The organism is Desulfovectis peckii (genome assembly GCF_055391705.1).
This window is the reverse complement of sequence record NZ_AP042409.1, coordinates 508,341-529,971: the sequence shown is the minus strand read 5'-3', so window position 1 is coordinate 529,971 and position 21,631 is coordinate 508,341. Positions and strand designations below refer to the sequence as shown.

The window sequence follows — 21,631 nt, the reverse complement described above, 5'->3', positions numbered from 1 at the left end:
CAACAATGTAAATAATTGTTGCAGCCGTTTTCCTGCAAACGGTTATTTAACCAAAAAATAACAGATGCCTTTGTCGCTTATAAGGCAATAGGTGAAAAGACCGTCACCTATTGTGCGACGGGCAAATGCTTTTTTGCCCATAAGGCAATAAGCCCTTTTGTAGGTCTTCTGACTTACGCCTTAGCAGATAACTAATCTGCAATCAAGCTCTGCCTTCCCAGTTTCCCAGTGGCTGACTTTCGTCAAGGAGCTTGATCATCAGCGCTTACAGCGGCGGTACCGTTCAGGATTTTCACCTGATTCCCTTGTTCAATCCTGAAGGCTTGGCATGCGCCCACAGGATCACAAAAGAGCCCTTCAAAAGAATTATTCAATTGTAAATTTTATGTAGCCGGCTACGAAATAAACATCTAACTTACACCTATATTAAAATCATTCCTTAATAATCTGTCAATATGTTATTGCTAAAAACTACCAAAAAATCTCCATGGCAGGTAAAAAAGCACCGGCCACGAGGAATACCCCCATGGCCGGTTAATGTTTATACCTTATCTCTGTTGGCCCGATAATAACTATAGGTAATCGGTTCGCCGTCTTTGATCGGCCCTCCGTCTACCACATCGCAAATGAAAAGGGTATGGGTGCCCACTTCTATAACCAAGTTCGGGTCTACCTTAAGATCTAAATAGGCAACGGCATTCAGCAATACCGGTAGCTTATTGGTGGCGCTTTCTCCGTAAGTAAACCCGGAAAACTTGTCCACTTTGTGGCCGGTTTGATAACCAAAGCGTTTAATATCCTCAAAGTTGTCCTTACCCAAAATACTGACGGTAATAAGGCCGCTGTCTTTGACAAATTCATTGGTCAAATTCTGCTTGTTTAGGGCTACCGCTACCCGCTGGGGTTCACTGGTAATCTGAAAAACGGTATTGCATACCTGGCCGTTGAAACGATTACCCTTTTTGGAAGTAGCCACATAAAGACCATAGCCTATTTTATGAATGGCACTCCGCTGATTGCCTCCGGGAACGGTACCGACATTGCCTACGTCTCCTAAATCTGCTGCCGGTAAATCCGGCGCTTGTGGTTCCGGGCTCTCTACCACTTCTTCAAACTGATCCGGGCCCACACCACAGACCGGGCATTCATCGGGAGGTGTAGGGCCTTCATGAACATAGCCACATACTAAGCAGCGCCATTTTTTCATCGGGTGTCCTCCTTATAGTACCCTGACCTAACCCCATTTACCTTTCGATATATGGGTTTGAATTTCCGCTTTTGCCATTTGCTTCATCTCTACCGCTGCCTTTTGCACATAATTGAACACTCTCACACAGCCGGGATCCAGGTTATCTTCAATGCCTTCATAAGCCAGATCCTCCAGTTGAGCGCCTATATCCATCAATGCCGCCAGAAGCTGATTCGTGTAACGGGATCTTTCAATTAACTCGCGAGCATCATCGGCCACAGCTTCAAATTTGTCCTGGGGAGCACCACATTTCGGGCACTTTTCCGGAGCGCTTCCACCTTCATGAATATAGCCGCACACGCTGCATTTCCACATGATAAAACCCTCCTTTTTTTTATATAAACTAAAAAACGGCTCCTTGGGATAAGTCAAGTACTATAAACCTGCCACAAGGAAGGTTCCGGTGGCAGGTTAAGCAACTGATTAGTTAATTATGAATTAATAATTTTCTTTGCGCATTTCAAAGTAAGCTTTGGGGTGCTTGCAAACCGGACATACTTCCGGAGCGCTTTTACCTTTTACTAGATTTCCGCAAACGCGGCATTCCCAGATGACTTCTTCATCTTTTTCAAAAACCCGTTTCAGCTCTACATTTTTTAATAAGGCACGGTAACGCTCTTCGTGAGCTTTTTCAATGGCACCAACTCTACGGAATTTTTCCGCCAGTTCAGTAAAGCCTTCTTCCTCGGCCTCTTTTGCAAAACGTTCATACATATCTGTCCACTCATAATTCTCGCCTTCTGCCGCCGCCAATAGGTTTTCAGCCGTGTTGCCTACTAAGCCAAGCTCTTCAAACCACAGCCGGGCATGTACCTGTTCGTTTTCTGCAGTTTTTAGGAAGATTTCGGCTATTTGCTCATAGCCTTCCTTTTTGGCTACTCTGGCAAAATATGTGTACTTGTTTCTTGCCTGACTTTCCCCCGCAAATGCTTCCAACAGGTTTTTTTCCGTCTTTGTGCCGGCATATTTGTTAGCAGATTTTTCTGACATTTTACCATCCTCCTTTGTTTTATCTTTATTTTCTTAAAAAGCCTTCAAAAAGGTATAATATTCTCCCTTAAACCCAGAGGTTTAAACATCGTTTAATAATATCCAGAATTTTTGCAATATTATTATAACTTTCCCTTCTTGCAACTTGCCTACTTTTGCCTTATTGGCCTACCGGTAGAGGCAAATGCTTTAATATAAAAACCTATTGTAAAGTTTAATTTACTTTATCATAAATAATACTACAATTTCTATTAATTTCCTCTAAAAATTTAAAAAAAATACCTGCCACCGAAGGGTTACTCTGTGACAGTGCTCCTTCATTTTTATTTTGCATTTGATCCATTCGCAAAACGCAACCAATCTCGAAAGCCTATCCTTCTGTCTATTTCAGAGGCTCCCTTACACACAAAAGCCCCGGCACTGGGGTGGAACCGACATGCTCAATTTGCAGTGCTTTGCTGCCCAGTAGCGAACGAACCCCCTTCCCTTCCCGCTTTAATAAATGGGGCCAAACCGGATGGTATTCTGCAAGAGTAATCGGTGCGTTATGCGGCTTCAGCTCACCGACCGTGTATTTTTTAGCTCTTCATCACGCCTAGTAGGGAAGTTATTTTCAAATGGCATCTGAACGTACTCCTTTGTTGTTCATTAATGGAGGTTATACCGGCAATAAATTCTTTATCCGCAGGGTTGCCTATTTATAAAGATATACATATATACTGATGCCTTCTGATTTAATTGTATAGTCCCGAAACGGTGTCTTTTGTACCATTGCTTCGAATTCATTCTTGGTGTATGCACCTTGTTTCAGAAAGGTCTGAAATGAAAACTTCACGAAGTATTTATCAAAGCCTTTCATTCCCCGCAATTGGTTATTAATATCTTCATTTGTGGCTTCACGATTCATGTCGATTATTAGGGCCGTTCCTCCCGGTTTAAGTACTCTATGCATTTCATGCAGTGCCTTTACCGGCTCTTTGAAATTTTTAAATGCGGCACTACAAACAATAAAATCGAAAGTTTCATCCCCGCAAGGTAAGTCAGATGCATTGCCTTCTATAAAGTCAACTGAAACATTTGCTTCCTGCGCATTTTTGTTCGCTATTCTTATAAAATCAGGGCTTAACTCTACAGCTGTTACGTTAAAGCCTCTCTTGGCCAACTCAATAGCTAAATATCCCGGTCCGGGTGCTACCTCCAAAATACTGGCCCCCGGGCTAACCAGAGATACAATTTCATCGGCATACTCCCCCATTTCAGCAAGCCTGCTTTTGCGAGTGTTTTTATCATACCATTTTGCCGCTATTCCATAAATGCCCACATCTTTCTTTTTCCTCAGGTTTTTCATCATTTTAATTACTCCTCCTTCCTTTTGTTTTTAGTTCAAGATACCGTCACCTTTATAATTCGTTGAAAATCATAGCCAAATGGACTACAATAAGGATATCTAACACCGTTAGCCAGTTCCCTAACACTGTTAGTATAGCACCTAACACCGTTAGGGACAATAGCTAATCACATATTTTGTGGAGTGATTTTATGGCTATTACAAAAGAAGCAATTGTTAAAGCGTCCCTGGAGATTCTAAACCGTGACGGAATTGATAATCTATCAATGCGCACCCTGGCAAAAGAGCTGAATATAAAGGCTGCTTCTTTATATTGGCATATCAAGAATAAACAGGACTTGTATAATTTAATCGCAGAACATATTACCCAAGATATAACTTTACCCGAAGCAGTAGACGATCCTAAAGAAGCATTGACTTTCCTTGCCTTGGAGTTTAGAAGGGTATTATTAAAAACCAGAGATGCTACGGAAATATTTGCCAGGTCTGTTCCCAACACACCAAACAGAATAAAAGTCATCAAGTTTGTTTTGAATACATTAACCAAGTACGGCGTTGCTGATAGAAACTGTTTGACCGCCGGAAACCTTATAAATAACTATGTTTTATCATTCGTTGCTGACGAAATTCGTAACAAGCAGATTTCTCGGGAAGAAGCTAAACAGTTAGAGCGGCTTTGGGGTAAGGAATATGTATTGAATTTGGATTTTGATGAGCAGTTCTTATATGGGTTAAGAGTATTGTTTGCGGGGCTGCAGGTTGAATAGGGATGCATAACAGCCTTATCACCGTAGGTAAATAAAAAGTTCTGTTGCTTGCCGGAACAATATAAGCCGCAACAGAACTTTTATATAGTCTACATTATTGATATTTGCTCTCAGACACCCTTTAGCCCCTCATCGGATAAACGCTCTAACAAATCTGGGTTATCCCGGGTTTTATAGCGGTGTCCCTTTAAACTTTCCTAGCGAATAAAATTTGTAACCACTTTCTTTTCTCTTTCCGGCTCCGGTACCTCTCCCTTTCCTTTTTCTATTAACTTAAGGATCCAGGCCATGTTTTTACCCAGGACCCTCATTATTTGTACTCCTTCCTCGTCTTGCAACGCCTCTCCGGGTCTCGTGCCATGAATAACATTCCAATAGCACGAGGCCGGTATGATCATTTCGGAATAAGTTAGATAATGATTTAATTGATGGAAAGCAGGCAGCCCCCCTGAACGCCTTACAGCAACAACTGCTGCACCTACCTTATGTCTAAACATTCCACCGTTATTACCGGCAACATAAAACGCCCTGTCTAAAAAGGCTTTCATTGTCGCACTAATTGACGAATAATGAACCGGTGACCCTAAAATTATGCCGTCCGCTTCTTTCATTTTTTGTATCCATTCGTTTACTTCATCCCGGGTAATACATTTTTCATCCCTGTTCTTTCTGCATTGACCACATGATAAACAACCTCTAATAGACTTGTTTCCCACATGAATTATTTCTGTTTCTATTCCTTCCTTTTCCAACTCCCCTGTCACGATCTTAATTGCGTGATAGGTATTGCCCTCTTTATTTGGGCTGCCGTTAAATGCCACTACCTTCATTACCTTTCCTCCTTATGTATTTGGGTTTTATTTTTAAATAATTCCCATTGTTTAAAAATCTTACTTTTCTTACGGCCGGTTGTAGACCGGCCAGAAGGAACGTCAGACTGTGTAAATAACGAGCATGTTTTTGCTTATAAATTCACACTGCCGTTCATTATTCCCGAATTTTGGTAATTAAAATGAAACCAAAGGAGGTAACCTCCTCTATGCTTCCTGTAACCTCCTTACAAATTCCTTAACACCCAGGATATTTATTGCTCTTTTCAAATTGTAGGCAAGAAAAGCTAGACCTGACTCTGTTTTTACAGATTCCAGGCCGCGCGTAATAAAGTGACCAAAACCCCAGATACCCTTGATAGTACCAAAGGGATGTTCAACTATCATTTGCCTTTTTAAATATAGTTCTTTGTTCTCACGTGTTCGTTGGTCTACTTTATCAAGAAGGTCTTGGTCAATATGTCGGGTTATCGTTCTTCCACGTACTGATTTAGTACAGCGGTCCTTAAGTTTGCAAGCTTGGCAAGCATTGTAGTTTCGATAATTTCGCCCGATTGTTTTCCCTTTAGATTTACGATAACCGGCAGGTAGCAAAGTTTGCCCGGCAGGGCATATGTAATAATCATGTTCCTTATCATAAGTAAATTTGTCTGCATAGAAATCTGTATCTTCCGTTGCATTGGAGAATTTTTGCTTAGCCACGTAGGTTTTTAATCCGGCTTTTTCACATTCCTTTAATTCTGCTGCAGAATAATATCCTTTATCGGCCAGAATATGTAGTTCTTTTTTATTTAGTATTTCTTGAGCCCGTTTAGCCATTTGGCTTAACTGTCCATGATCCGTGGGATTGTTTATGACATCGTAATCTACTATCATGGAGTGCTTTCCATCAACGGCAGTTTGAACATTGTAGCAGATGTTTGTACCGTTGTTATTGACTGACATTTGTCTGGCGTCTGGGTCAACTGTAGATATTTCTGTAACATCAGTTTGTTCAATAGTCTGCAGTTTCTTTTCATAATCTTCTTTGCGCTCTTTGAGTTCTCTTATACGCTGGGCAATTTCTTCAGCGGTAGGTTTGTGGGTATCTTCTTCACACCGGTCCCCTTTGTCCAGCTCATTTAGGTAGTCGTTTATCTTTTGATCTATGTGTTTGAGCAGTCTATTTAGTTTCTTTTTATTGTAATTATTTTTTTTGGAATTGCTTGCTCTGAATTTGGAACCATCGATAGCTACTACGTTTTGGCCGAATAATTCCCATTCTCTGCAGAGAAGGTTGAACTGCTTAAAGACTTTTTGAAGAGCTTTCTTGTTATCTTTTCTAAAGTCAGCTATGGTTTTAAAATCGGGCTTAAGATTGGAGAGCAGCCAGATTACTTCCAGATTTCTATGGGCTTCAGCTTCTAACTTGCGTGAAGAGCGAATACCATTTAGATAACCATAAAGGTAAAGTTTGAGCAGATCCCGCGGGTCATAAGGGGGTCTACCGATTGAATGGGTTTGGGCGTGTGTGAAGCCTAACTCTATCATATCAAGGCTTTCTACAAAAGCCTCTATTACTCGTACCGGATTATCGTCACTTATATATTCATCAATACTATTGGGAAACAATGTAAGTTGGTTGCGATCTTCTCCCTTTATATATGCCATAATGGCACCTCCCTTTATTTATCATTCTACCAGAAGGTGCCATGGTTTTGTGGATTTTATGAGGTTTTCACACAGTCTGCCGTCCCCGTGGCTGGTTCCCGTGGCTGGTTAAGATGCCCTTTCAAGGCTTTTACCTTCACGCAGGCGAGAGAGTTGTCTGCTTGACAATATAAACATCAGCAACATCATCACTGCCCCTAAAGAAAACGGCATGTTCATTTGCAGATCATATAATACCCCGCCGACAATAGGCCCGAAGATACGCCCAAAGCTATTAAAGGATTGCATAATCCCTAAAGCAGCACCCTGCCCGCCTGTAGCATTATTGGTTACCAAGCTGGAAGTGGTTGGGCCCAGCAAGGTCCAACCTATATTAAATATCGCAGATGTTACGTATAACCATAATACATTGGGCGCCAACAGCAATAGTAGCATACCTGCCGAACCGATCAGCAAGCCTGCTTTAACCAGTTTTACATCACCAAAGCGCTTAACCAGCCGGCCAATTAACCCTCCTTGCAAAACTGCGCTGACAATGCCTAAAACAGCAAATAAAATGCCTATCTCCTTGGGTCCGAAGCCAACTTTATCCGCAGCAAATGGGGCAAAGATGCCTTGAAATAAAGAGGAAGTAAAGTTAAAAACAAAGCAAATTAAAAACAACATGAACAGGGGGTTTTTTACCACTTCCCAGGTGATGCGGGTTTTTTCTTTATGAGTCGTTTTATTAGCTTCTTTTAGGGATTCAGGTATGAAAATAAGGGCAAAGGGCAGGGTCAATATAGCCAGACCGCCGGCTACAAAAAAGGGCAAGGCATAATTTTCACTGCCCAGCCAGCCCCCCAAAGCCGGCCCGATAACCATTCCTAACCCCATGGCCGCCCCGAGTATACCCATCCCCTTGGATCTTTCTGCGCCACTGGTAGTATCGGCAATATAAGCCATTGCGGTGGGCAAAGTAGCTGAAGAAAGAATGCCTGACAATACTCTAATGGCAAACATCATCCACAACTCAGACACAAAGGCAAACAAAGTAAAGGTAATTCCATAACCGATTAAGCCGGTTAACAGTACCGGTCTTCGGCCAATTCGGTCAGACAAGCTGCCCCAGAAAGGAGCGCAAATAAACTGCATTACCGAGTAGGCAGCCATAAAAAAGCCCAGGGCAGTTGCCCCACCGCCTAAATCAAAAATTAAAAAGGGAAAAATCGGAATTACAATTCCAAATCCCACCATTACCAGTAGCAAAGTAATAAATAATATCACTATCGGCTTAAAATTTTTATCCATTCTTTAATCCCCGCTTTTTAATATATGTTGATCTAAAATGTCCTTTAGCTCTTTATCATTTAATACTCTGGGTATTTTGACCTGATTTTCTGAAGCTCCTCTTAGAATTAATTGCTGTTTTAAACGCTGGAAACTGCCGGGTTCCACAATTTTCAGCAACAGGTTTGCTATTCTACCCGCCTCAATACCGGCCCCGTAACGGGGGTTAGTTTTTTGTAGTTCTTTTTCCAAAATCCCTTGCCAAGCGCTGACATCCGTTGCTTTTTCAGGATGCTCTACCTCAACATAAAATACATACCTGCCCACAAGTCCATCTATGTCGGTAGTGGTTGTATAGTCCAGTATATCAGTTCCCCATTGCCGGGCAGAGTTTTTTAATGCCGCCAAAACAGCTTCCTCAGAGGTTTTTTCTGCCGCCACGTTAAGTAATTGCCCTTTTCTATATAAGAATTCAATTACCGGAGTTTCGTTATAGTAATCAACCACCTTAACTACATCGCCCAGTTTATAACGATAAAACCCGGCGTAATTGGTTATCACCACCTCATAACTTTCACCCTTCTCCAGCTGAGCCAAGTTTAACACAGTTGGGTTAGGCTTTTCTGCCTCTGTAACCGGGATAAATTCATAGTAAGCAGTGTGGGGTGTAAGCGCATAACTAATATCATTAGTGCGGGTACATATTCCGATCATAGCCTCACTGGCACTGTACACTGCCGAATAGTAGGGTATTGCACCGGTATACCGGCGAATTTTATCCATGTAGATACTAAAACTTCCTCCCGCCACACAGGTAATATATTGTAATTTTGGCCATAAACGAAGGGCGATATTCTCCATGCCCTGTTTAGCTTCTGCTGCCAACTTTTTTGCCCGCGTTGCATTAGGGCGCATCCGCATGCTTAGCTGCCTTCTAATGTCCGGCGCCAGTTCTAAATGTCTGTTTATTTTGCCCTCAGCCAGGTCTTCTGCTAAATTTGGCCACTCTTGTTCCAACAACCGGAATAACTGCAATATAGGTGACGGAAAAGGCGCGCTAATATAGGCAAGATTTGATTCTTGCAGGGCAAAAAGCAAGTGTAAGTATAGCGCAGTGCGTTGATCTTGCAGCTGCAATATTTCCGGCGGCGACGTCCATATGTAAGGCACGATAGACTGCATGGATTGCATGCCCCCTGAGGTTGCCGCCCCGATGGGGATACCGCCCTTGGTTTTCCCGGCCTTTACGGTGTTCATGAGAAACAGTCCCCTACCGCCGCTGCGGGCTGCCGGTACAGCCTTCAGCAGCATGCCCTGGGTTAACAACATCATATGAGTATTAATCACTTTCCTGCTTTTAGCAGTAACCGGTATTAGCTTACTCTTTCCCGTAGTCCCGGAACTCTGTCCAAAATATATCACAGGCAAAGTTGTCAAGACATTGCTCTCACCGTTGGCCATTCTTTCAACATAAGGCCGGTAGTCCTCATAATCAGTTAAAGGAACTTGCTTTTGATAATCTGCAGCCGTGGTGACAGAAGAAAAACGGTATTTACGTCCATACTCTGATTCACTGTTTAATTGCAGTATTTCCCGTAATACCCCTTCATTAACTTCAAGCGCCCGCCGGGTATCCTCTTCAAATTTTTTTCTATAAATATCGGCAGCAAGGTTCATGCTAAAACCAAGTATTTTTTGGATAACCGCCATAATCATTTTCCCTTCTTTCTTTTTTCAAGCCTCATACCATAAGCTTATAGTTTTTTAAAATGCTGTTCTTTAAAGATTATACCAATTTTACGGCTCCTTAATGACCCTTCCTTTTAGCAAGGTTTGTAAGTTCCACGGTTACGGTTGTGCCCGTCAAATGCTGCAGTTTTGCAAGAAAATAAGAATGATTCTCTGATACTATTTACTTGGGCCATTGTGGACATCCTCTGTTTTCTCTCCCTCTAGTCTCTTATACTACAAGGTTAAGATGTTTTGGGGGCGTTGCAACCAAGAACAGAGCCATGAGAACACTTATAAAATAAAAAAGACACTTTCTTTACTCTAGGAAAGCGCCCTTTTCACATAAAAAATATAACTAAATAAATAACAAAAGCAGGTGATTCCAAACAAGAGGAAAATTCCCGGAGTCATTAACATGTACAGACTCAACGGTAAAGACCATAAAAAGGCAATTAGCATTAATACTCTTTTTGATGTAAAAAAAGAAATTATAGCTGTAATAGCAGGTAATACTAACATAAATAAAGTTATTAATATCGTATCATTATTTAGATTACTAGAATAAGGATTAAAGAACATTAACAATATCCATAAACCAATGGAAATTATTCCGGCAAATAGCCCCAACATTGATGGCTTTTTAAACATTTAATTGGCGATCCCCCTTAATAATTTCAAAATAAGCGAGGAATTGAAACGGTATGGGAGGTAAGTAAACCAATTGCTTAGGTAAATGGGCGGTTAACCTGCCACAAGAACCGTCCCCGTGGCAGGTTCGTAGCAGGTTAAGAAGCAGGGTTCAATCTTATTTCCAGACCTACATCACCGATTGCTGTGCTAATACGGCAACTTGTTTTCACTTCATATTCTTTATCGTCATCAAGCTTGCCTGGCACCGGCGGTAATATATCACACTTCACGTCGTTATCGGAAAGGGCAGTTAGAACATTACCGCTGATGATATTTGCAATCTCTGATATAGCAGAGGTCACGAAGGCATCCACTTCTTCAAACTGCATACCGCTCATGATTTCTACTATATTAAGAGATGTCGAGGCCGGGAAGCGGTAAATAACTTCCCCCTGAAGGTCTCCGACAATACCGATGGCAATATCAACCTCATCGTCATATTTGAAATCCTCTGTCGGATGATCGGAAATCTCCGAAATGTTAAGCATCAAATTAAATACATTACGTGTTGCATCCACAAAAGTTCTGTATAGTTTATCTACCATTTCCGCTCATCCCCTTCTTTTTTGCATATTCCGCTATGCGTTGATCTTCTGCGGCTACATGGTTAATCAGCCATGCCAGCAGTCTACCTCCAAACTGCTGCATTAATTGTTCGTCATTTTGGGATTGTTCGTATTGCTTAGAAACCTCTTGCACATAGTTAACCATGTCGTCATGTATCTGTTTATGAAATTTATATCCGGGATAATTAATACTGCGCTGGTATTCTTCTTCAGCCTGGAAATGCTCTACAACGTATCTCTTCATAAACTCCAATGTTTCGTTTATCTTCGGAATTTTCTCATCCCAGCTACCCCCTGAGCGCAATACCTGCAAAAAGGATCCGACACGCTTAAATAATTCTTTATGCTGCGCATCTATCAGAGGAACGCCAAGCTCATAGTTGTCTTTCCAGAGCATAATACCATCATTCCTTTCTTAAATTATTTTAATTGCCTTTAGCAATGGTTTATTTGACGGCCTTCTAACCTTATCAATACACCTTCAAAGCATCCGATCCTCTGCCATGCTTCATTTGAGTTGCTCTTTCTATTAGGTAATATTGTATATAACTTTAGTTTGGTTATCCAGTTAATTATTGTCTTTGCGCCAAGATCCCCTTTCATATGACATGGCCATCTACTGAGCAGATGTTTGCAAGGCCTTTAAAATAAAAAAGTATAACCTGTTAATTCAACGGAAGTTAAATTAACAAGTTATACATATCCTGCTGCTAGGCCCCTTTTTTTTCTTTTTTAATGATTTCCGCAACGGCCTTTATCAGGACCTAATCCGCGAAGGTCTTTTATCCTGGAGAGGGCCATATCTGAAAGAAAAGCTATTTCAGAAATTTTGCCGGATAAGGTTTCGCCCCTGATAATTATCCCGTTATCGGTTTCCAGATAATCTATAGGGATATTGCGCCTGAACAGTAAACCTGTATGTTTATCTTTTACCTCTATTACCGCAGAATTAGCCTCGATTTTATCCATGGTTTCATCTTCAGAAAGTTCTTTTTCCGCCAATTCATGAAGGCGATGATTTACTGACTCCAAAAAAAGGGTATGCAATTCGTTCCAACCGGCTATTATATCCTCATAATTGTCGTATTCTTCCGTAAGCCTTTTAAATAAATTGGCACTAAATTCCTTTAATTCTTCTTTTAATTCATCCATAATAGTTTTCTTCATTTTTTGGCCTCCATAATTTTATTTGTTTTTTCCCAAAATCATCCTCTGCTATCAGCTAAAACAACAGGTTCATTAAGCAATGTCAACCGAAAACCGCATTTTCCCTTTAAAATTATATTTAAACAGCCATAATCCTGACCAATCCGAAACAAATTGTTCAAAGGCAGTCCCAGCACATGACTGATAATTAAACGATTTACCCCCGCATGACCCACTATCAAAATATTTTTATACTCATTGTCTAATATGTCATAAAAAGCCGCCACGGCCCTCTGACTACAATCGGCAAAACTCTCTCCCCCCGGCGGCCGGAAATAGGCGATATCCGCTCCCCGCTGTTTAAATTCCCTTGGATAGCGCTGGGCCACTTCCGCAAATTTTAAACCTTCCCATTTACCTAAACTTATCTCCCGTAAATCCTTCCTTTCCCGGGGAACCAGCCCCTGTTCCTTGGCTATTTCCCAGGCTGTGTCTTTAGAACGGGATAAATCACTGCAATAAATCGCCTCAATTTTTAATTGCCTAAATTTTAGGGCTAGGGCTTTGGCCTGTTCACGTCCTTCTTCAGTTAAGGGTATGTCCATTTGCCCGATATAGCGACGTTCCCCATCTTTTAAGCCTATTTTCCCATGCCTGATTAGGTAAATGGTTTTTGGTTCCATAAAAAATCACCTTATTTTAATTACTCTTTTTCTGCATTCAGGACTAAAATTATCCTTATAATGCACTTCCTTGACAATTACCTTCAGCTTTCCTTCCTTTGCAGCCAATTGGAAAGCTTGGTTTAAAAACAGCCTGTCCCTGACGGCAGTAAGATCCGCCTTTTCCCCTAATGATTTAATTTCCAGCTCTAAAACGGTCAATCCCGGCTCTTTAAAAACAGTAGCCGAAAAATCCACAACCCCCGGTAAGGGCAATAAACTTTCGTCTAAATCCGCTATGGTAAAACTATAATCCGGGGTAATATGCACAACACCGCTTTTTCTGGCTTTAATATTCTCTAAACGGGGGATAACTGACCCACAAGGGCAAATTCCGGGCAAGTAACGGGAAAGGTCCCCGGTGCGATAACGGATCAAAGGCATACCTTTTCTGGTCAATGTAGTGAGTACAAGCTCACCGTATTCACCTTCCGGCAAAACTTCCCCGGTAGCCGGGTCTATGATTTCCAGCAAGAAATCCGCTACATGTAAATGAAAGCCATTATGTTTACTGCACTCAATTCCTCCCCCCAGTCCCATTTCGGTCATCCCGTAATACCGAAACACTTCACAACCCCAAACCCTTTGAATATAGTCAACAGTTGCCTGGGGCACATAATCGGCGCTTAAGAGCATCTTTTTTAAAGCTAAGGGTTTTGTCCAACCTGTCAATTCATAGTATTTGGCCAAGGCCAGAACCTGGATGGGAACGCCCACCAAAACATTAATCCCGTCCCTGCTGATTATCTCCAAGGTTTCCCTTAAATCTGTAACAAAACCATGTTTAACAGGAATGGCTCCTATCCTTTCCAAAGCTATAGACAAAAGAGCACCGATACCTCCCGGCCTTTCGCCGGGCATGAGGATTAAAACCTTATCTCCGGGGGAGGTAAGCAAAGACATACCCTGCATAAAAAAGTCAATAGTCAATTTTTGATCCTCAGCGGTAAAATAAAGGCGTTTAGGTTCCCCCGTGGTTCCGGAACTGTCCAGGGTAACCACCCGTTCAATTTCACTTTGGGACACACAGAGCATTTGCAAACCATGATCCCGGATATCCTCAGGGTAAGTAAAAGGGATGTTTTTAAAATCGGCTAAATCCTTTAAGCCATTTTTTGAATAATATTGTAAGTGTTTCTGATAAAAAGGGCTTTTTTCAAGGGCATGCTCTAGGGTTTCCCGGAGCTTTGCCAATCGATATTCATTTATATCTTGTCTAGATAATTGTTCAGCGGTAGATCCTATTTTTTCTTTAATCCAATTATCCACTGTCCCTCACCGTTCTTTAATCATTTTCTGTAAAGGCTTTTCCCATTCAGGTCTGTGAGATTATAGGCACAAAAGGGTATCAATCTATTATCGGGGCTAAATACATGAACCTTGCAATCCCGTAACCGCTCCAAATCCAAAGTCCAAGCATCCTGAAAAGCCATACCGGAAATGGACAAGGTGTAAGTCTTGGCTCGACTCAGAAATAAATCCAGACTATCTGTATTGATTACACCTGTCAATAACTGATTTCCCACTTTTGAACAAGCACAGGACCTATTGGGAGAAGCATTGTCCGGGGCTGACCATTGTCGGGCCACAAAAGCCCTGGATTTTTGTATGGCTTCTTGGGCCTTCACCGGGGAGCAACATTTACCTGCTACCTGAGACTTGGTAGGTTTTAGCTCTCCTTCCTCCGTTAAAATAAAATTACCTTGGAAGGAACAGTAGGAATTTTCCGCCGCAGGCGGGGCAAAGTTTTCTGCCTTTATCTTACCTGAAGTTTGCTTTTCTAGAGCCCTTAATACCTCCGGAATGGTAATTCGGTCCGCAGGAGGTGACTCCGGATAGCGGCCAAAGTAACTGACGGGTTGAAAATGCACACCCCGAACACCTGGCATATGCTCAACGGCAAAGAAAATAATCTCCCCGACATTATCCAGGTTAACCCCGGGAACTAAAGTGGGAACCAGGACTACTCCGATACCTTCCCGGGCACAATTATCAATGGCCGCTTTTTTAATATCCAATAAAGGCTTTCCTCTTATCTTCCGGTATATTTCATCATTGGTTCCGTCAAACTGTAAAAATACCGAATTTAACCCGGCTTCTTTTAAACTTTTCACAAAAGATGGTTCCTTAGCCAACCGTAAACCGTTGGTATTTAACTGAATATAAGAAAAGCCTTTTTCATGGCCCATGGCAATTATTTCCGGCAAATCGTCCCTGACCGTCGGTTCTCCCCCTGAAATTTGAATATTAGCTATAAAACCGGGTTCTTTTAATTTGTCGTACCAGCGGGAAATTTCCGTAAGATCCGGATCCGGTGCTTTTCCTTCCTGGGCTTGGGCAAAACATATCGGGCAATAAAGATTACAATTTGCCGTTACCTCTAATAATACGCAACAAGTTTCCTGCCTATGGTCCGGACAGAGGCCACAGTCATAAGGACAACCCTTTTCTATTTCCCTTTGGCAGAAAGAAGGTGTAATAGGGATTTTTTCTATGGGCCAGTCTTCATATTTAGGAGTGCCCTTCCAGATCAAAACTTCAAAGGTACCGTGTTCCGGACATTCTTTTCGTAAGTAAACTTCTTCACCCTTCACTATCCTTTGCCCGGTTATTCGTTGTAAGCATTGGGGGCATACGCTTTCCGTATTGCTCAGCACCTTATACTCCATAACAATTACCCCTTTATAAAAGAATATAAATCATCGATGCCTAATAGGGACTCGACTTTTTCTTTCAGCCACAAAGCATTCCTCATTCTTTTTTTAACCTTTTTCAGAACTTCCGGTTCGTTGGCGTATTTTTTAAAAGCTTTGGCAAATCGCTCCTCAATGGTAACCGGCTTTGTTTCCCGAACCAGCTTGTCCACCAGAAATACAAGCCTGACCTCATTGATTACCGGATTAGGATCATCTTCATATAGTTCCAAATCCATATGATTTCCGACAACTTCTGCCAGCTCAGGATAACCCGCCTTTTCTAAAAGGGCCGCTCCCGCCCGGGCATGATCAGGCCGGCCTTTGCCTATGTCATGCAGGAGGCTGCCCAGGGCAATTACCTCCAGGTCTAAAGAAAGCTTCCTTGTAGCATTAAGCCCTTTGGCAATTTTCACCGCCGCCTGAGCCACAGCCCAGCCATGATTGATTACTCTTTCCGGGACTTGATAAACTTCAAACATCTCAAAACACTCTTCAACAGTAGGGAGATTCCTCCGGGCAATCTCCGTAATTTTCCGGTAGTCTCCGGGAGTGTCCATATCCGGCAAGATACCGTAATCAAAGGTCTCAACCATACAGGCATCCTGTTCAAATTCCTTTAAAACAGAACGTAAGTTTCCTGAAAAATCTTGCGCTAAAATCCGGGGGAAACATTTTTTGCCGATTAAAGGAGGGTGACCCTTTAGTCCGAAATAACAGGGATAGATCACACTACAGGCACTGGCCTCATTAATCTCCAAAAGCTTTTTAATAGTATCACTTTTTACTAAAGGTATATCCCCCGGTAATAAGAGAAAACCCTCCACATTAGGGGTAAAGGTTCTCACCCCCGCCAGAACGGAGGAAAACATGCCCCGGTCAAAGTTTTCATTAAATATTGATTTTACTTCCAGTTTATCCAAAAGCTGTTTTAATTCCCTGCCTCTGAATCCCACTACCACTCGGATATCTGTAATTCCGGCCTCTCGCAAAGAAGAAACGGATCTGGCAATAACCGGCTTCCCCTCTAAAGACAACAGGGGTTTGAAGTCTCCCATCCGGGAGGAATATCCAGCCGCTAAAATCAGGGCAACTATTTTCCCCCGGGTCATTGTTCTCTTTCCGCCCTAACTTTAATCAGCTCTGCCACCACACTTACCGCAATTTCTTCAGGGGTTTCAGCCAGTATATCTATTCCGATAGGTGAATAGACCCTTTTAAAATCTTCATCGGTAAAGCCCTTTTCCTCTTTTAAGGCCTGATAAATCATATTCCGTTTTCTTTTACTTCCGATCATGCCAATATAGGCCACATCTTTAGGCAATACCTGTTCCAAGACAGTCTTATCATGGAGATGACCCCGGGTTACTATCACCAAATAACTATCTTCATCAATATCCAAGGGGGGCAAAGGTTCGGAAAATGAAGACAGGAGAATTACTTCCGATTCAGGGAAGCGTTCCTTATTGGCATATTCTTTCCGGTCATCTAAAACTACGGTTTTAAAGCCTACCCTTTCCGCTAAAGGAGCTATTTGTTGTGCCACATGACCCGCACCAAAAATAAACACCGTCCCCGTATTCCGGATAGGTTCAATCAATAAACGCCGGTCTTCCCAAACTTGAGAATGGATGGTGATTTTTGCCGGACCTTTAATGAGCTTTTCCAGAAAATCAGGATCACAGTCCAAGGAGCCCAAAAGTGTACCGTCCTTTTTAACTAAACACTGTTGTCGGTATTCATTGTTCCTTTTACTTACGGCAGTAATTAACCAGGCTTTTTCTTTTCTCAAAAACACATCTAAAATACCTTGATAAATTTCCAGATTTAATTTATCTTCTCCGTCAATATAATCCAGTAGGACTTCACCTTTACCGCCGCAAATCATGTCCATCTCAGCCGCATCAGCCCCGGTTAACTGAAAAGCCTTAATATAAGGTTTTTTAGTTTTGAAAACTTTCCCGGCTAACTCTCTGACCTCCCCTTCCAATCTGCCGCCGCCGATAGTTCCCACTATAGAGCCGTCTCCTTTTAACAGCATTTTAGCACCGGCGGTACGGGGGGCTGAACCGGCGGTATTAAAAACAGTGGCTGTTACTAAACTTTCACCTTTACTTAAGGTATTTACCATTTCCTGCCAGATTGTTTCCAAAACTATCCCTCCATAATTTATGTAACGCCATTAGCATCCAATAATTCCATGACCTTTCCATAGGTCCGATCAACTATTTGGGGACACCGTTGCAAGCGATTACGTTCATCTTCCTGCAGGATGTTCCGGCAATCAATTCCGCCGTATAAACTGCCGAACTCCTCTTCAAACCATTGGACTAATTCATTGATCATCAGGTTAAGCCGCGGGTCTTCCCTTTCTTCCGGGGTACCCTTACCTGCAAATAAAGCCAGAAGACAAACACCGCCGGTAAGGGTGCCACAGGTTTTCCCGGTAAAACCCAAGCCCCCTGCCAAACCGGCCATAGCCCGGACCAAATCTTCATTTTCCTTGCCTTGTTTTTCCAGACCCAATTTTATTAAAATCTGGCTGCAATAAAAGCCTTGCTGGGTCATTTCTATCATTTTAAAAAAATTGTCATTCATCATGGATGTACCTTACCTCCTCAGGAATTCACCCATAGATTCCTCTAGCTTTTAATGTTCTTTATCTTTTTGGCCACCAGCAGAAAGTAGCCCATTTTATTGTGGGTTTTTCCTCCCAAAGCCTGTCCTTTTACTTCCTGCCTACATTGGAAAAAATCCTTTAAAGAGCCGTATTCCATTATGTACCGGGCGACAAACTCTTTTAAACGTGGGGAATGATCTTCCCAACGGATTATTTGAAAGCCGTTATTCTCTAACACCCGGACTAACTGGGAATATTCCAGGGCACCTGTAAGACAATTGGCTTTTTGGGAGTTGCAAGCCGGTGAATTTTTTTCCTTCCTTTCCCGGATGTATAAGTCATTTATACCCAGTTTCCCTTCCATTTCTAAGACCCGGTTGATTTCTTTTAAAACTTCGTCAGCATACTGCATAACCGATAAAGAACATTCAGCTATAACACCTTTCAGGGAACAGTCCCTGAAAGGCAGTTTTTCCCCTGAGCCTTCAATTAGTTGCAAGTGAGGATTACGCTTTTTACCTGTCTCAATTGATTCCCGGGATAAATCAACACCGATCACGTCTAAGCCATATACATCCGTTAAATATTCCACCGTTGTTCCTATACCACAACCTAAATCAAGTATTTTTTCACTTGGTGCAAAAGAACAGTAATCAACCAGTCTCTTAGTTAGCTCCAGGCCTCCGGGATGCAAAACTCCGTCAATAAGTTTTACGCTCACTTAATTCACCCCGAATCATTTATCTTCCAGGGCCTTTTCTACCTGATCCATTTTCCCCAGGGCCAGATCTTCAGGGATATAGACCAATCCGCATTTGGGACATTTTGGTAATTCCACAGGAAAACTGCTTCCCAAGTAAGACAATGTTACCATGCCCAGAGTTAACTCAACATTACATTTATCACAAATTATTGGTAGTTTTTGTTCAATCACTTTATACATTTTCATCCCGCCCCACTATTAACTGATTTCCAATCTGTGACTATAGGCATTATGAATCACAAAACCGTCTTCTTGAGGGGTATATTCTACCCAGTATGTCACGGCAGCCGGTTTATGGTAAGCAATGTAACGGCCGGTTTCCAGGTTTTTCAGCCGGTTTCCGGTTGATTCTGCATATTCGATAACCTGTCTAATATCATCCAGCAAAATCATCCTGTCTTCCAAAAGTTCACGAACCCGGTCGGTAATAATAAGTTTAATTTTACTGGTTTCCTCTGCCATTTTCTCGCCCCAAATCTCCTTCAATAATTTTTGTTTGCATCTGGCTCTGTTTTCCCGCCGTTGGGAAAAATCCGGTGCCTTTTGGTCTTCACTGTCTATACCGAAAATTAAGTCTAAAAGATGATAGGTCCTTTTTCCCTGTTTGACAAAATTATCCCGGCACATGGCACAGTAAGCCAGATAGTCTTCTTCCGCTTCCTGAAGGCGCCGGTCTACCACCTGCTTAGCCAGGTCCCTGTTGGCAAACATCATTAAGCCGCCATAACCACAACAGCCGGTAGTCTGACAACTATTTTCCAGCTCTACTATTGTATGGCCCAGTTTACGTAAAATATTACGGACGCTGTTGTGCAACTCCACTTCCTGCCGAGTAGTACAAGCGTCATGGATCGCCAGCCGTTTCGGTGCCGTCCTCGGGACATCCGTCTCCGGAAGCCCCAGCTCATCTAAAAGGGTCCAAATGGTTTCCACCTCTACTTGAGGCAGCCATTCTTTGAAAACTCTGTAGCAGGTGGGACACCCGGTAATAACTTTTGGCTTTCCTAATTCAAGCCAATTTTCCTCAAGGGTTTTCAGGTTTTCTTTAAATAATTCTTCCCTTCCGGACCAAAGGGCAGGCGCACCGCAGCAACCCAGGCTAAGGCCTACACCGTCACTGATTTTTTCGCATAGATAGCGGTAAATACTGCTTACATGTTGAGGAGCGGAACCGCTAAGCTGACATCCCGGGAAAAACACCGCTTTGCTGGTGCTAAACCCCGGTTGATGTCTATTAAGAATAAATTTTTCCCCGGTACTAAATTCCATATCCCGCAAAGCAAAATCATGGGCCGAGGGAGGCATTTTCCCCTTGCGTACCATTTGCTTCCGGGCTTCATGAATAATTTGTCCCATATTTAAATTGTTAGGACAAACTTCTTCACATAAGCCACATAAACTGCAAGAATTTATCATTTTATTGGCAAAGTGGATGCCCATAACAATGGATAAGTTATTATAAATTTCGCGCACATACCGCTTGGGATAGGAGCGGTAATTGGCTAAGAACTCACAGACTTTCACACACTCTAAACATTCACACAATAGACATCGGTTAGCCTCTTGCAGGGCTTCCTCCATTGAATAGCCTTTACCGGGATCACTCATGGGTATTTGAGCTTCCACTTTTACCCCTTTTAAACTGGTGTACAGGGCGGTAGGATAAGGCCCTTCCTTCTCCCGATTGGAAGTAAGGGAAGATTTCTGCAATAATCTGTCAATGGAGATAGAAGCCTTTTTACCTTGATATATGGAATTAATAGGTAATTTATCGTCATTACCCAAGTATAAACTGCCGCCGGCGAAAACTTTAGGATGGCTGGTGGCCAAAGTAATCGGGTCAATCTTTAAATTACCGTTACTGTCAATTTCCAGCCCCAGCTCTAAAGAGGCAATTTCTCTCCCTCCTATTCCCAGATAAACTAAATCAAACTCATTACAGATGTTATCAAAGGTTATATCCGCATCTTTATGGTTGCCCACCAGGGTATTTAATCTAATATCGATTAAGGAATTATTTTTAATTGGAGCAAAATCATCTTCTATAGCCTGCCGAGGCAATTCCTTTTCAGGGATATCCCGTATACTTCCGCCTAAAGCCTCAGTTGCTTCAAAAATCACGATATTAAAGCCCTTTTTCGCCAGCTCATAAGCCACCGTCAGTCCGCTTAAACCGCCGCCGATTACTGCTATTCTTTCGGTTTTGGCTCTTATCGGAAGGTTTTTAACAGGCGGCGATTCAATATTATCCACTAGGAATCTTTCTAAAGCATTAATATTAATCGGCTCATCAATTTCTTTCCTTTTGCAGCCCTCCCTGCAAGGAGAATCGCAAATTCGGCTGATGATTCGCGGAAAAGGCACCCCTTGCTGAAAAATTTGATAAGCTTTTGTAAAGTCTTTATTCTGAAAGGCCTCGATTAGTCCACGACCGTCAACATGGACCGGACAATTTGTGGTACAGCCGGGCGGTTCATCTTGAGTACATCTCGCTTCCAATTCCCGCATTTTCTTTTGATCCATGTTTCTACCCCCCGCTATATAAGTTATTACTATGTGGAAAAAAGGGAACACGCCTGCAAAACTTATATAATTCT

At 42.2% G+C, this 21,631-nt stretch carries 22 protein-coding genes and 1 riboswitch; of the genes, 1 reads left to right on the top strand and 21 read right to left on the bottom strand.

Annotation, left to right across the window (positions count from 1 at the left end):
* Positions 1-141 precede the first annotated feature (141 nt).
* Positions 142-365: riboswitch (cobalamin riboswitch) on the bottom strand.
* Between the two features lie 176 nt (positions 366-541).
* The 5 genes from ACZ5NG_RS02675 to ACZ5NG_RS02655 form a co-directional block, all read right to left on the bottom strand.
* Positions 542-1,207: a flavin reductase gene (locus ACZ5NG_RS02675; RefSeq protein ID WP_464252454.1), complete on the bottom strand. Its 666-nt coding sequence runs from the start codon at positions 1,205-1,207 to the stop codon at positions 542-544.
* Between the two features lie 27 nt (positions 1,208-1,234).
* Positions 1,235-1,564 (bottom strand): rubredoxin-like domain-containing protein, encoded by a 330-nt coding sequence (locus ACZ5NG_RS02670; protein WP_464252453.1) that lies wholly within the window; start codon positions 1,562-1,564, stop codon positions 1,235-1,237.
* A 123-nt stretch (positions 1,565-1,687) separates the two neighbouring features.
* The gene (gene rbr, locus ACZ5NG_RS02665) at positions 1,688-2,239 is read right to left on the bottom strand and encodes a rubrerythrin (RefSeq protein WP_464252452.1); all 552 of its coding nucleotides are present in this window, start codon (positions 2,237-2,239) and stop codon (positions 1,688-1,690) included.
* Between the two features lie 382 nt (positions 2,240-2,621).
* Complete coding sequence (locus ACZ5NG_RS02660) at positions 2,622-2,777, bottom strand: GrpB family protein (RefSeq protein ID WP_464253098.1); 156 nt, start codon at positions 2,775-2,777, stop codon at positions 2,622-2,624.
* A 156-nt stretch (positions 2,778-2,933) separates the two neighbouring features.
* On the bottom strand, positions 2,934-3,590 hold the full coding sequence (locus ACZ5NG_RS02655; RefSeq protein ID WP_464252451.1) for a class I SAM-dependent methyltransferase: 657 nt from the start codon (positions 3,588-3,590) through the stop codon (positions 2,934-2,936).
* A 188-nt stretch (positions 3,591-3,778) separates the two neighbouring features.
* Here ACZ5NG_RS02655 and ACZ5NG_RS02650 point away from each other — a divergent pair, with 188 nt between their 5' ends.
* Positions 3,779-4,354 carry a TetR/AcrR family transcriptional regulator C-terminal domain-containing protein gene (locus ACZ5NG_RS02650; protein ID WP_464252450.1) on the top strand — a complete coding sequence of 192 codons (576 nt, stop codon included), beginning with the start codon at positions 3,779-3,781 and terminating at the stop codon, positions 4,352-4,354.
* Between the two features lie 197 nt (positions 4,355-4,551).
* Here the strand turns inward: ACZ5NG_RS02650 and ACZ5NG_RS02645 are convergent, their stop codons facing one another.
* From ACZ5NG_RS02645 to ACZ5NG_RS02570, 16 genes are all read right to left on the bottom strand, one after another.
* Positions 4,552-5,184, bottom strand: coding sequence for a flavodoxin family protein (locus ACZ5NG_RS02645; protein ID WP_464252449.1), 633 nt, complete (start codon positions 5,182-5,184; stop codon positions 4,552-4,554).
* 207 nt (positions 5,185-5,391) lie between these two features.
* On the bottom strand, positions 5,392-6,834 hold the full coding sequence (locus ACZ5NG_RS02640; RefSeq protein ID WP_464252448.1) for an IS1182 family transposase: 1,443 nt from the start codon (positions 6,832-6,834) through the stop codon (positions 5,392-5,394).
* 108 nt (positions 6,835-6,942) lie between these two features.
* Positions 6,943-8,124: an MFS transporter gene (locus ACZ5NG_RS02635; protein WP_464252447.1), complete on the bottom strand. Its 1,182-nt coding sequence runs from the start codon at positions 8,122-8,124 to the stop codon at positions 6,943-6,945.
* A gap of 3 nt (positions 8,125-8,127) precedes the next feature.
* A complete protein-coding gene (locus tag ACZ5NG_RS02630; RefSeq protein ID WP_464252446.1) occupies positions 8,128-9,813 on the bottom strand; it encodes a GH3 auxin-responsive promoter family protein in 1,686 nt (561 codons plus the stop codon).
* Between the two features lie 806 nt (positions 9,814-10,619).
* A complete protein-coding gene (locus ACZ5NG_RS02625; RefSeq protein WP_464252445.1) occupies positions 10,620-11,069 on the bottom strand; it encodes a chemotaxis protein CheX in 450 nt (149 codons plus the stop codon).
* Positions 11,059-11,487: a bacteriohemerythrin gene (locus ACZ5NG_RS02620; protein ID WP_464252444.1), complete on the bottom strand. Its 429-nt coding sequence runs from the start codon at positions 11,485-11,487 to the stop codon at positions 11,059-11,061. The genes ACZ5NG_RS02625 and ACZ5NG_RS02620 overlap by 11 nt, the downstream gene beginning before the upstream one ends.
* 335 nt (positions 11,488-11,822) lie before the next feature.
* Entirely contained in the window at positions 11,823-12,257 is a 435-nt protein-coding gene (locus ACZ5NG_RS02615; RefSeq protein WP_464252443.1) for a hypothetical protein, read from the bottom strand.
* A gap of 38 nt (positions 12,258-12,295) precedes the next feature.
* Positions 12,296-12,919 (bottom strand): alpha-ribazole phosphatase, encoded by a 624-nt coding sequence (cobC, locus tag ACZ5NG_RS02610; protein ID WP_464252442.1) that lies wholly within the window; start codon positions 12,917-12,919, stop codon positions 12,296-12,298.
* A gap of 6 nt (positions 12,920-12,925) precedes the next feature.
* A complete protein-coding gene (locus ACZ5NG_RS02605) occupies positions 12,926-14,227 on the bottom strand; it encodes a DVU_1553 family AMP-dependent CoA ligase (protein WP_464252441.1) in 1,302 nt (433 codons plus the stop codon).
* Between the two features lie 20 nt (positions 14,228-14,247).
* Complete coding sequence (trsS, locus tag ACZ5NG_RS02600) at positions 14,248-15,627, bottom strand: radical SAM (seleno)protein TrsS (protein ID WP_464252440.1); 1,380 nt, start codon at positions 15,625-15,627, stop codon at positions 14,248-14,250.
* Positions 15,628-15,632: 5 nt separating this feature from the next.
* Positions 15,633-16,763: a DVU_1551 family NTP transferase gene (locus ACZ5NG_RS02595; RefSeq protein WP_464252439.1), complete on the bottom strand. Its 1,131-nt coding sequence runs from the start codon at positions 16,761-16,763 to the stop codon at positions 15,633-15,635.
* A complete protein-coding gene (locus tag ACZ5NG_RS02590; protein WP_464252438.1) occupies positions 16,760-17,803 on the bottom strand; it encodes an XdhC family aldehyde oxidoreductase maturation factor in 1,044 nt (347 codons plus the stop codon). The genes ACZ5NG_RS02595 and ACZ5NG_RS02590 overlap by 4 nt, the downstream gene beginning before the upstream one ends.
* Before the next feature lie 17 nt (positions 17,804-17,820).
* A complete protein-coding gene (locus ACZ5NG_RS02585; protein ID WP_464252437.1) occupies positions 17,821-18,252 on the bottom strand; it encodes a DVU_1555 family C-GCAxxG-C-C protein in 432 nt (143 codons plus the stop codon).
* A gap of 41 nt (positions 18,253-18,293) precedes the next feature.
* Positions 18,294-18,992, bottom strand: a complete 699-nt coding sequence (trsM, locus tag ACZ5NG_RS02580; protein ID WP_464252436.1) for a DVU_1556 family methyltransferase — start codon at positions 18,990-18,992, stop codon at positions 18,294-18,296.
* 15 nt (positions 18,993-19,007) lie between these two features.
* Positions 19,008-19,214, bottom strand: coding sequence for a DVU_1557 family redox protein (locus ACZ5NG_RS02575; RefSeq protein ID WP_464252435.1), 207 nt, complete (start codon positions 19,212-19,214; stop codon positions 19,008-19,010).
* 18 nt (positions 19,215-19,232) lie between these two features.
* Positions 19,233-21,557, bottom strand: a complete 2,325-nt coding sequence (locus ACZ5NG_RS02570; RefSeq protein WP_464252434.1) for a pyridine nucleotide-disulfide oxidoreductase/dicluster-binding protein — start codon at positions 21,555-21,557, stop codon at positions 19,233-19,235.
* Positions 21,558-21,631: the final 74 nt, after the last annotated feature.

Excerpts from the sequence above, each read along its gene's own strand:
- ACZ5NG_RS02675 (WP_464252454.1), bottom strand. The coding sequence starts at position 1,207 with ATGAAAAAATGGCGCTGCTTAGTATGTGGCTATGTTCATGAAGGCCCT.
- ACZ5NG_RS02670 (WP_464252453.1), bottom strand. The coding sequence starts at position 1,564 with ATGTGGAAATGCAGCGTGTGCGGCTATATTCATGAAGGTGGAAGCGCT.
- rbr (WP_464252452.1), bottom strand. The coding sequence starts at position 2,239 with ATGTCAGAAAAATCTGCTAACAAATATGCCGGCACAAAGACGGAAAAA.
- ACZ5NG_RS02655 (WP_464252451.1), bottom strand. The coding sequence starts at position 3,590 with ATGATGAAAAACCTGAGGAAAAAGAAAGATGTGGGCATTTATGGAATA.
- ACZ5NG_RS02650 (WP_464252450.1), top strand. The coding sequence starts at position 3,779 with ATGGCTATTACAAAAGAAGCAATTGTTAAAGCGTCCCTGGAGATTCTA.
- ACZ5NG_RS02645 (WP_464252449.1), bottom strand. The coding sequence starts at position 5,184 with ATGAAGGTAGTGGCATTTAACGGCAGCCCAAATAAAGAGGGCAATACC.
- ACZ5NG_RS02640 (WP_464252448.1), bottom strand. The coding sequence starts at position 6,834 with ATGGCATATATAAAGGGAGAAGATCGCAACCAACTTACATTGTTTCCC.
- ACZ5NG_RS02635 (WP_464252447.1), bottom strand. The coding sequence starts at position 8,124 with ATGGATAAAAATTTTAAGCCGATAGTGATATTATTTATTACTTTGCTA.
- ACZ5NG_RS02630 (WP_464252446.1), bottom strand. The coding sequence starts at position 9,813 with ATGGCGGTTATCCAAAAAATACTTGGTTTTAGCATGAACCTTGCTGCC.
- ACZ5NG_RS02625 (WP_464252445.1), bottom strand. The coding sequence starts at position 11,069 with ATGGTAGATAAACTATACAGAACTTTTGTGGATGCAACACGTAATGTA.
- ACZ5NG_RS02620 (WP_464252444.1), bottom strand. The coding sequence starts at position 11,487 with ATGCTCTGGAAAGACAACTATGAGCTTGGCGTTCCTCTGATAGATGCG.
- ACZ5NG_RS02615 (WP_464252443.1), bottom strand. The coding sequence starts at position 12,257 with ATGAAGAAAACTATTATGGATGAATTAAAAGAAGAATTAAAGGAATTT.
- cobC (WP_464252442.1), bottom strand. The coding sequence starts at position 12,919 with ATGGAACCAAAAACCATTTACCTAATCAGGCATGGGAAAATAGGCTTA.
- trsS (WP_464252440.1), bottom strand. The coding sequence starts at position 15,627 with ATGGAGTATAAGGTGCTGAGCAATACGGAAAGCGTATGCCCCCAATGC.
- ACZ5NG_RS02595 (WP_464252439.1), bottom strand. The coding sequence starts at position 16,763 with ATGACCCGGGGGAAAATAGTTGCCCTGATTTTAGCGGCTGGATATTCC.
- ACZ5NG_RS02585 (WP_464252437.1), bottom strand. The coding sequence starts at position 18,252 with ATGATGAATGACAATTTTTTTAAAATGATAGAAATGACCCAGCAAGGC.
- ACZ5NG_RS02575 (WP_464252435.1), bottom strand. The coding sequence starts at position 19,214 with ATGTATAAAGTGATTGAACAAAAACTACCAATAATTTGTGATAAATGT.
- ACZ5NG_RS02570 (WP_464252434.1), bottom strand. The coding sequence starts at position 21,557 with ATGGATCAAAAGAAAATGCGGGAATTGGAAGCGAGATGTACTCAAGAT.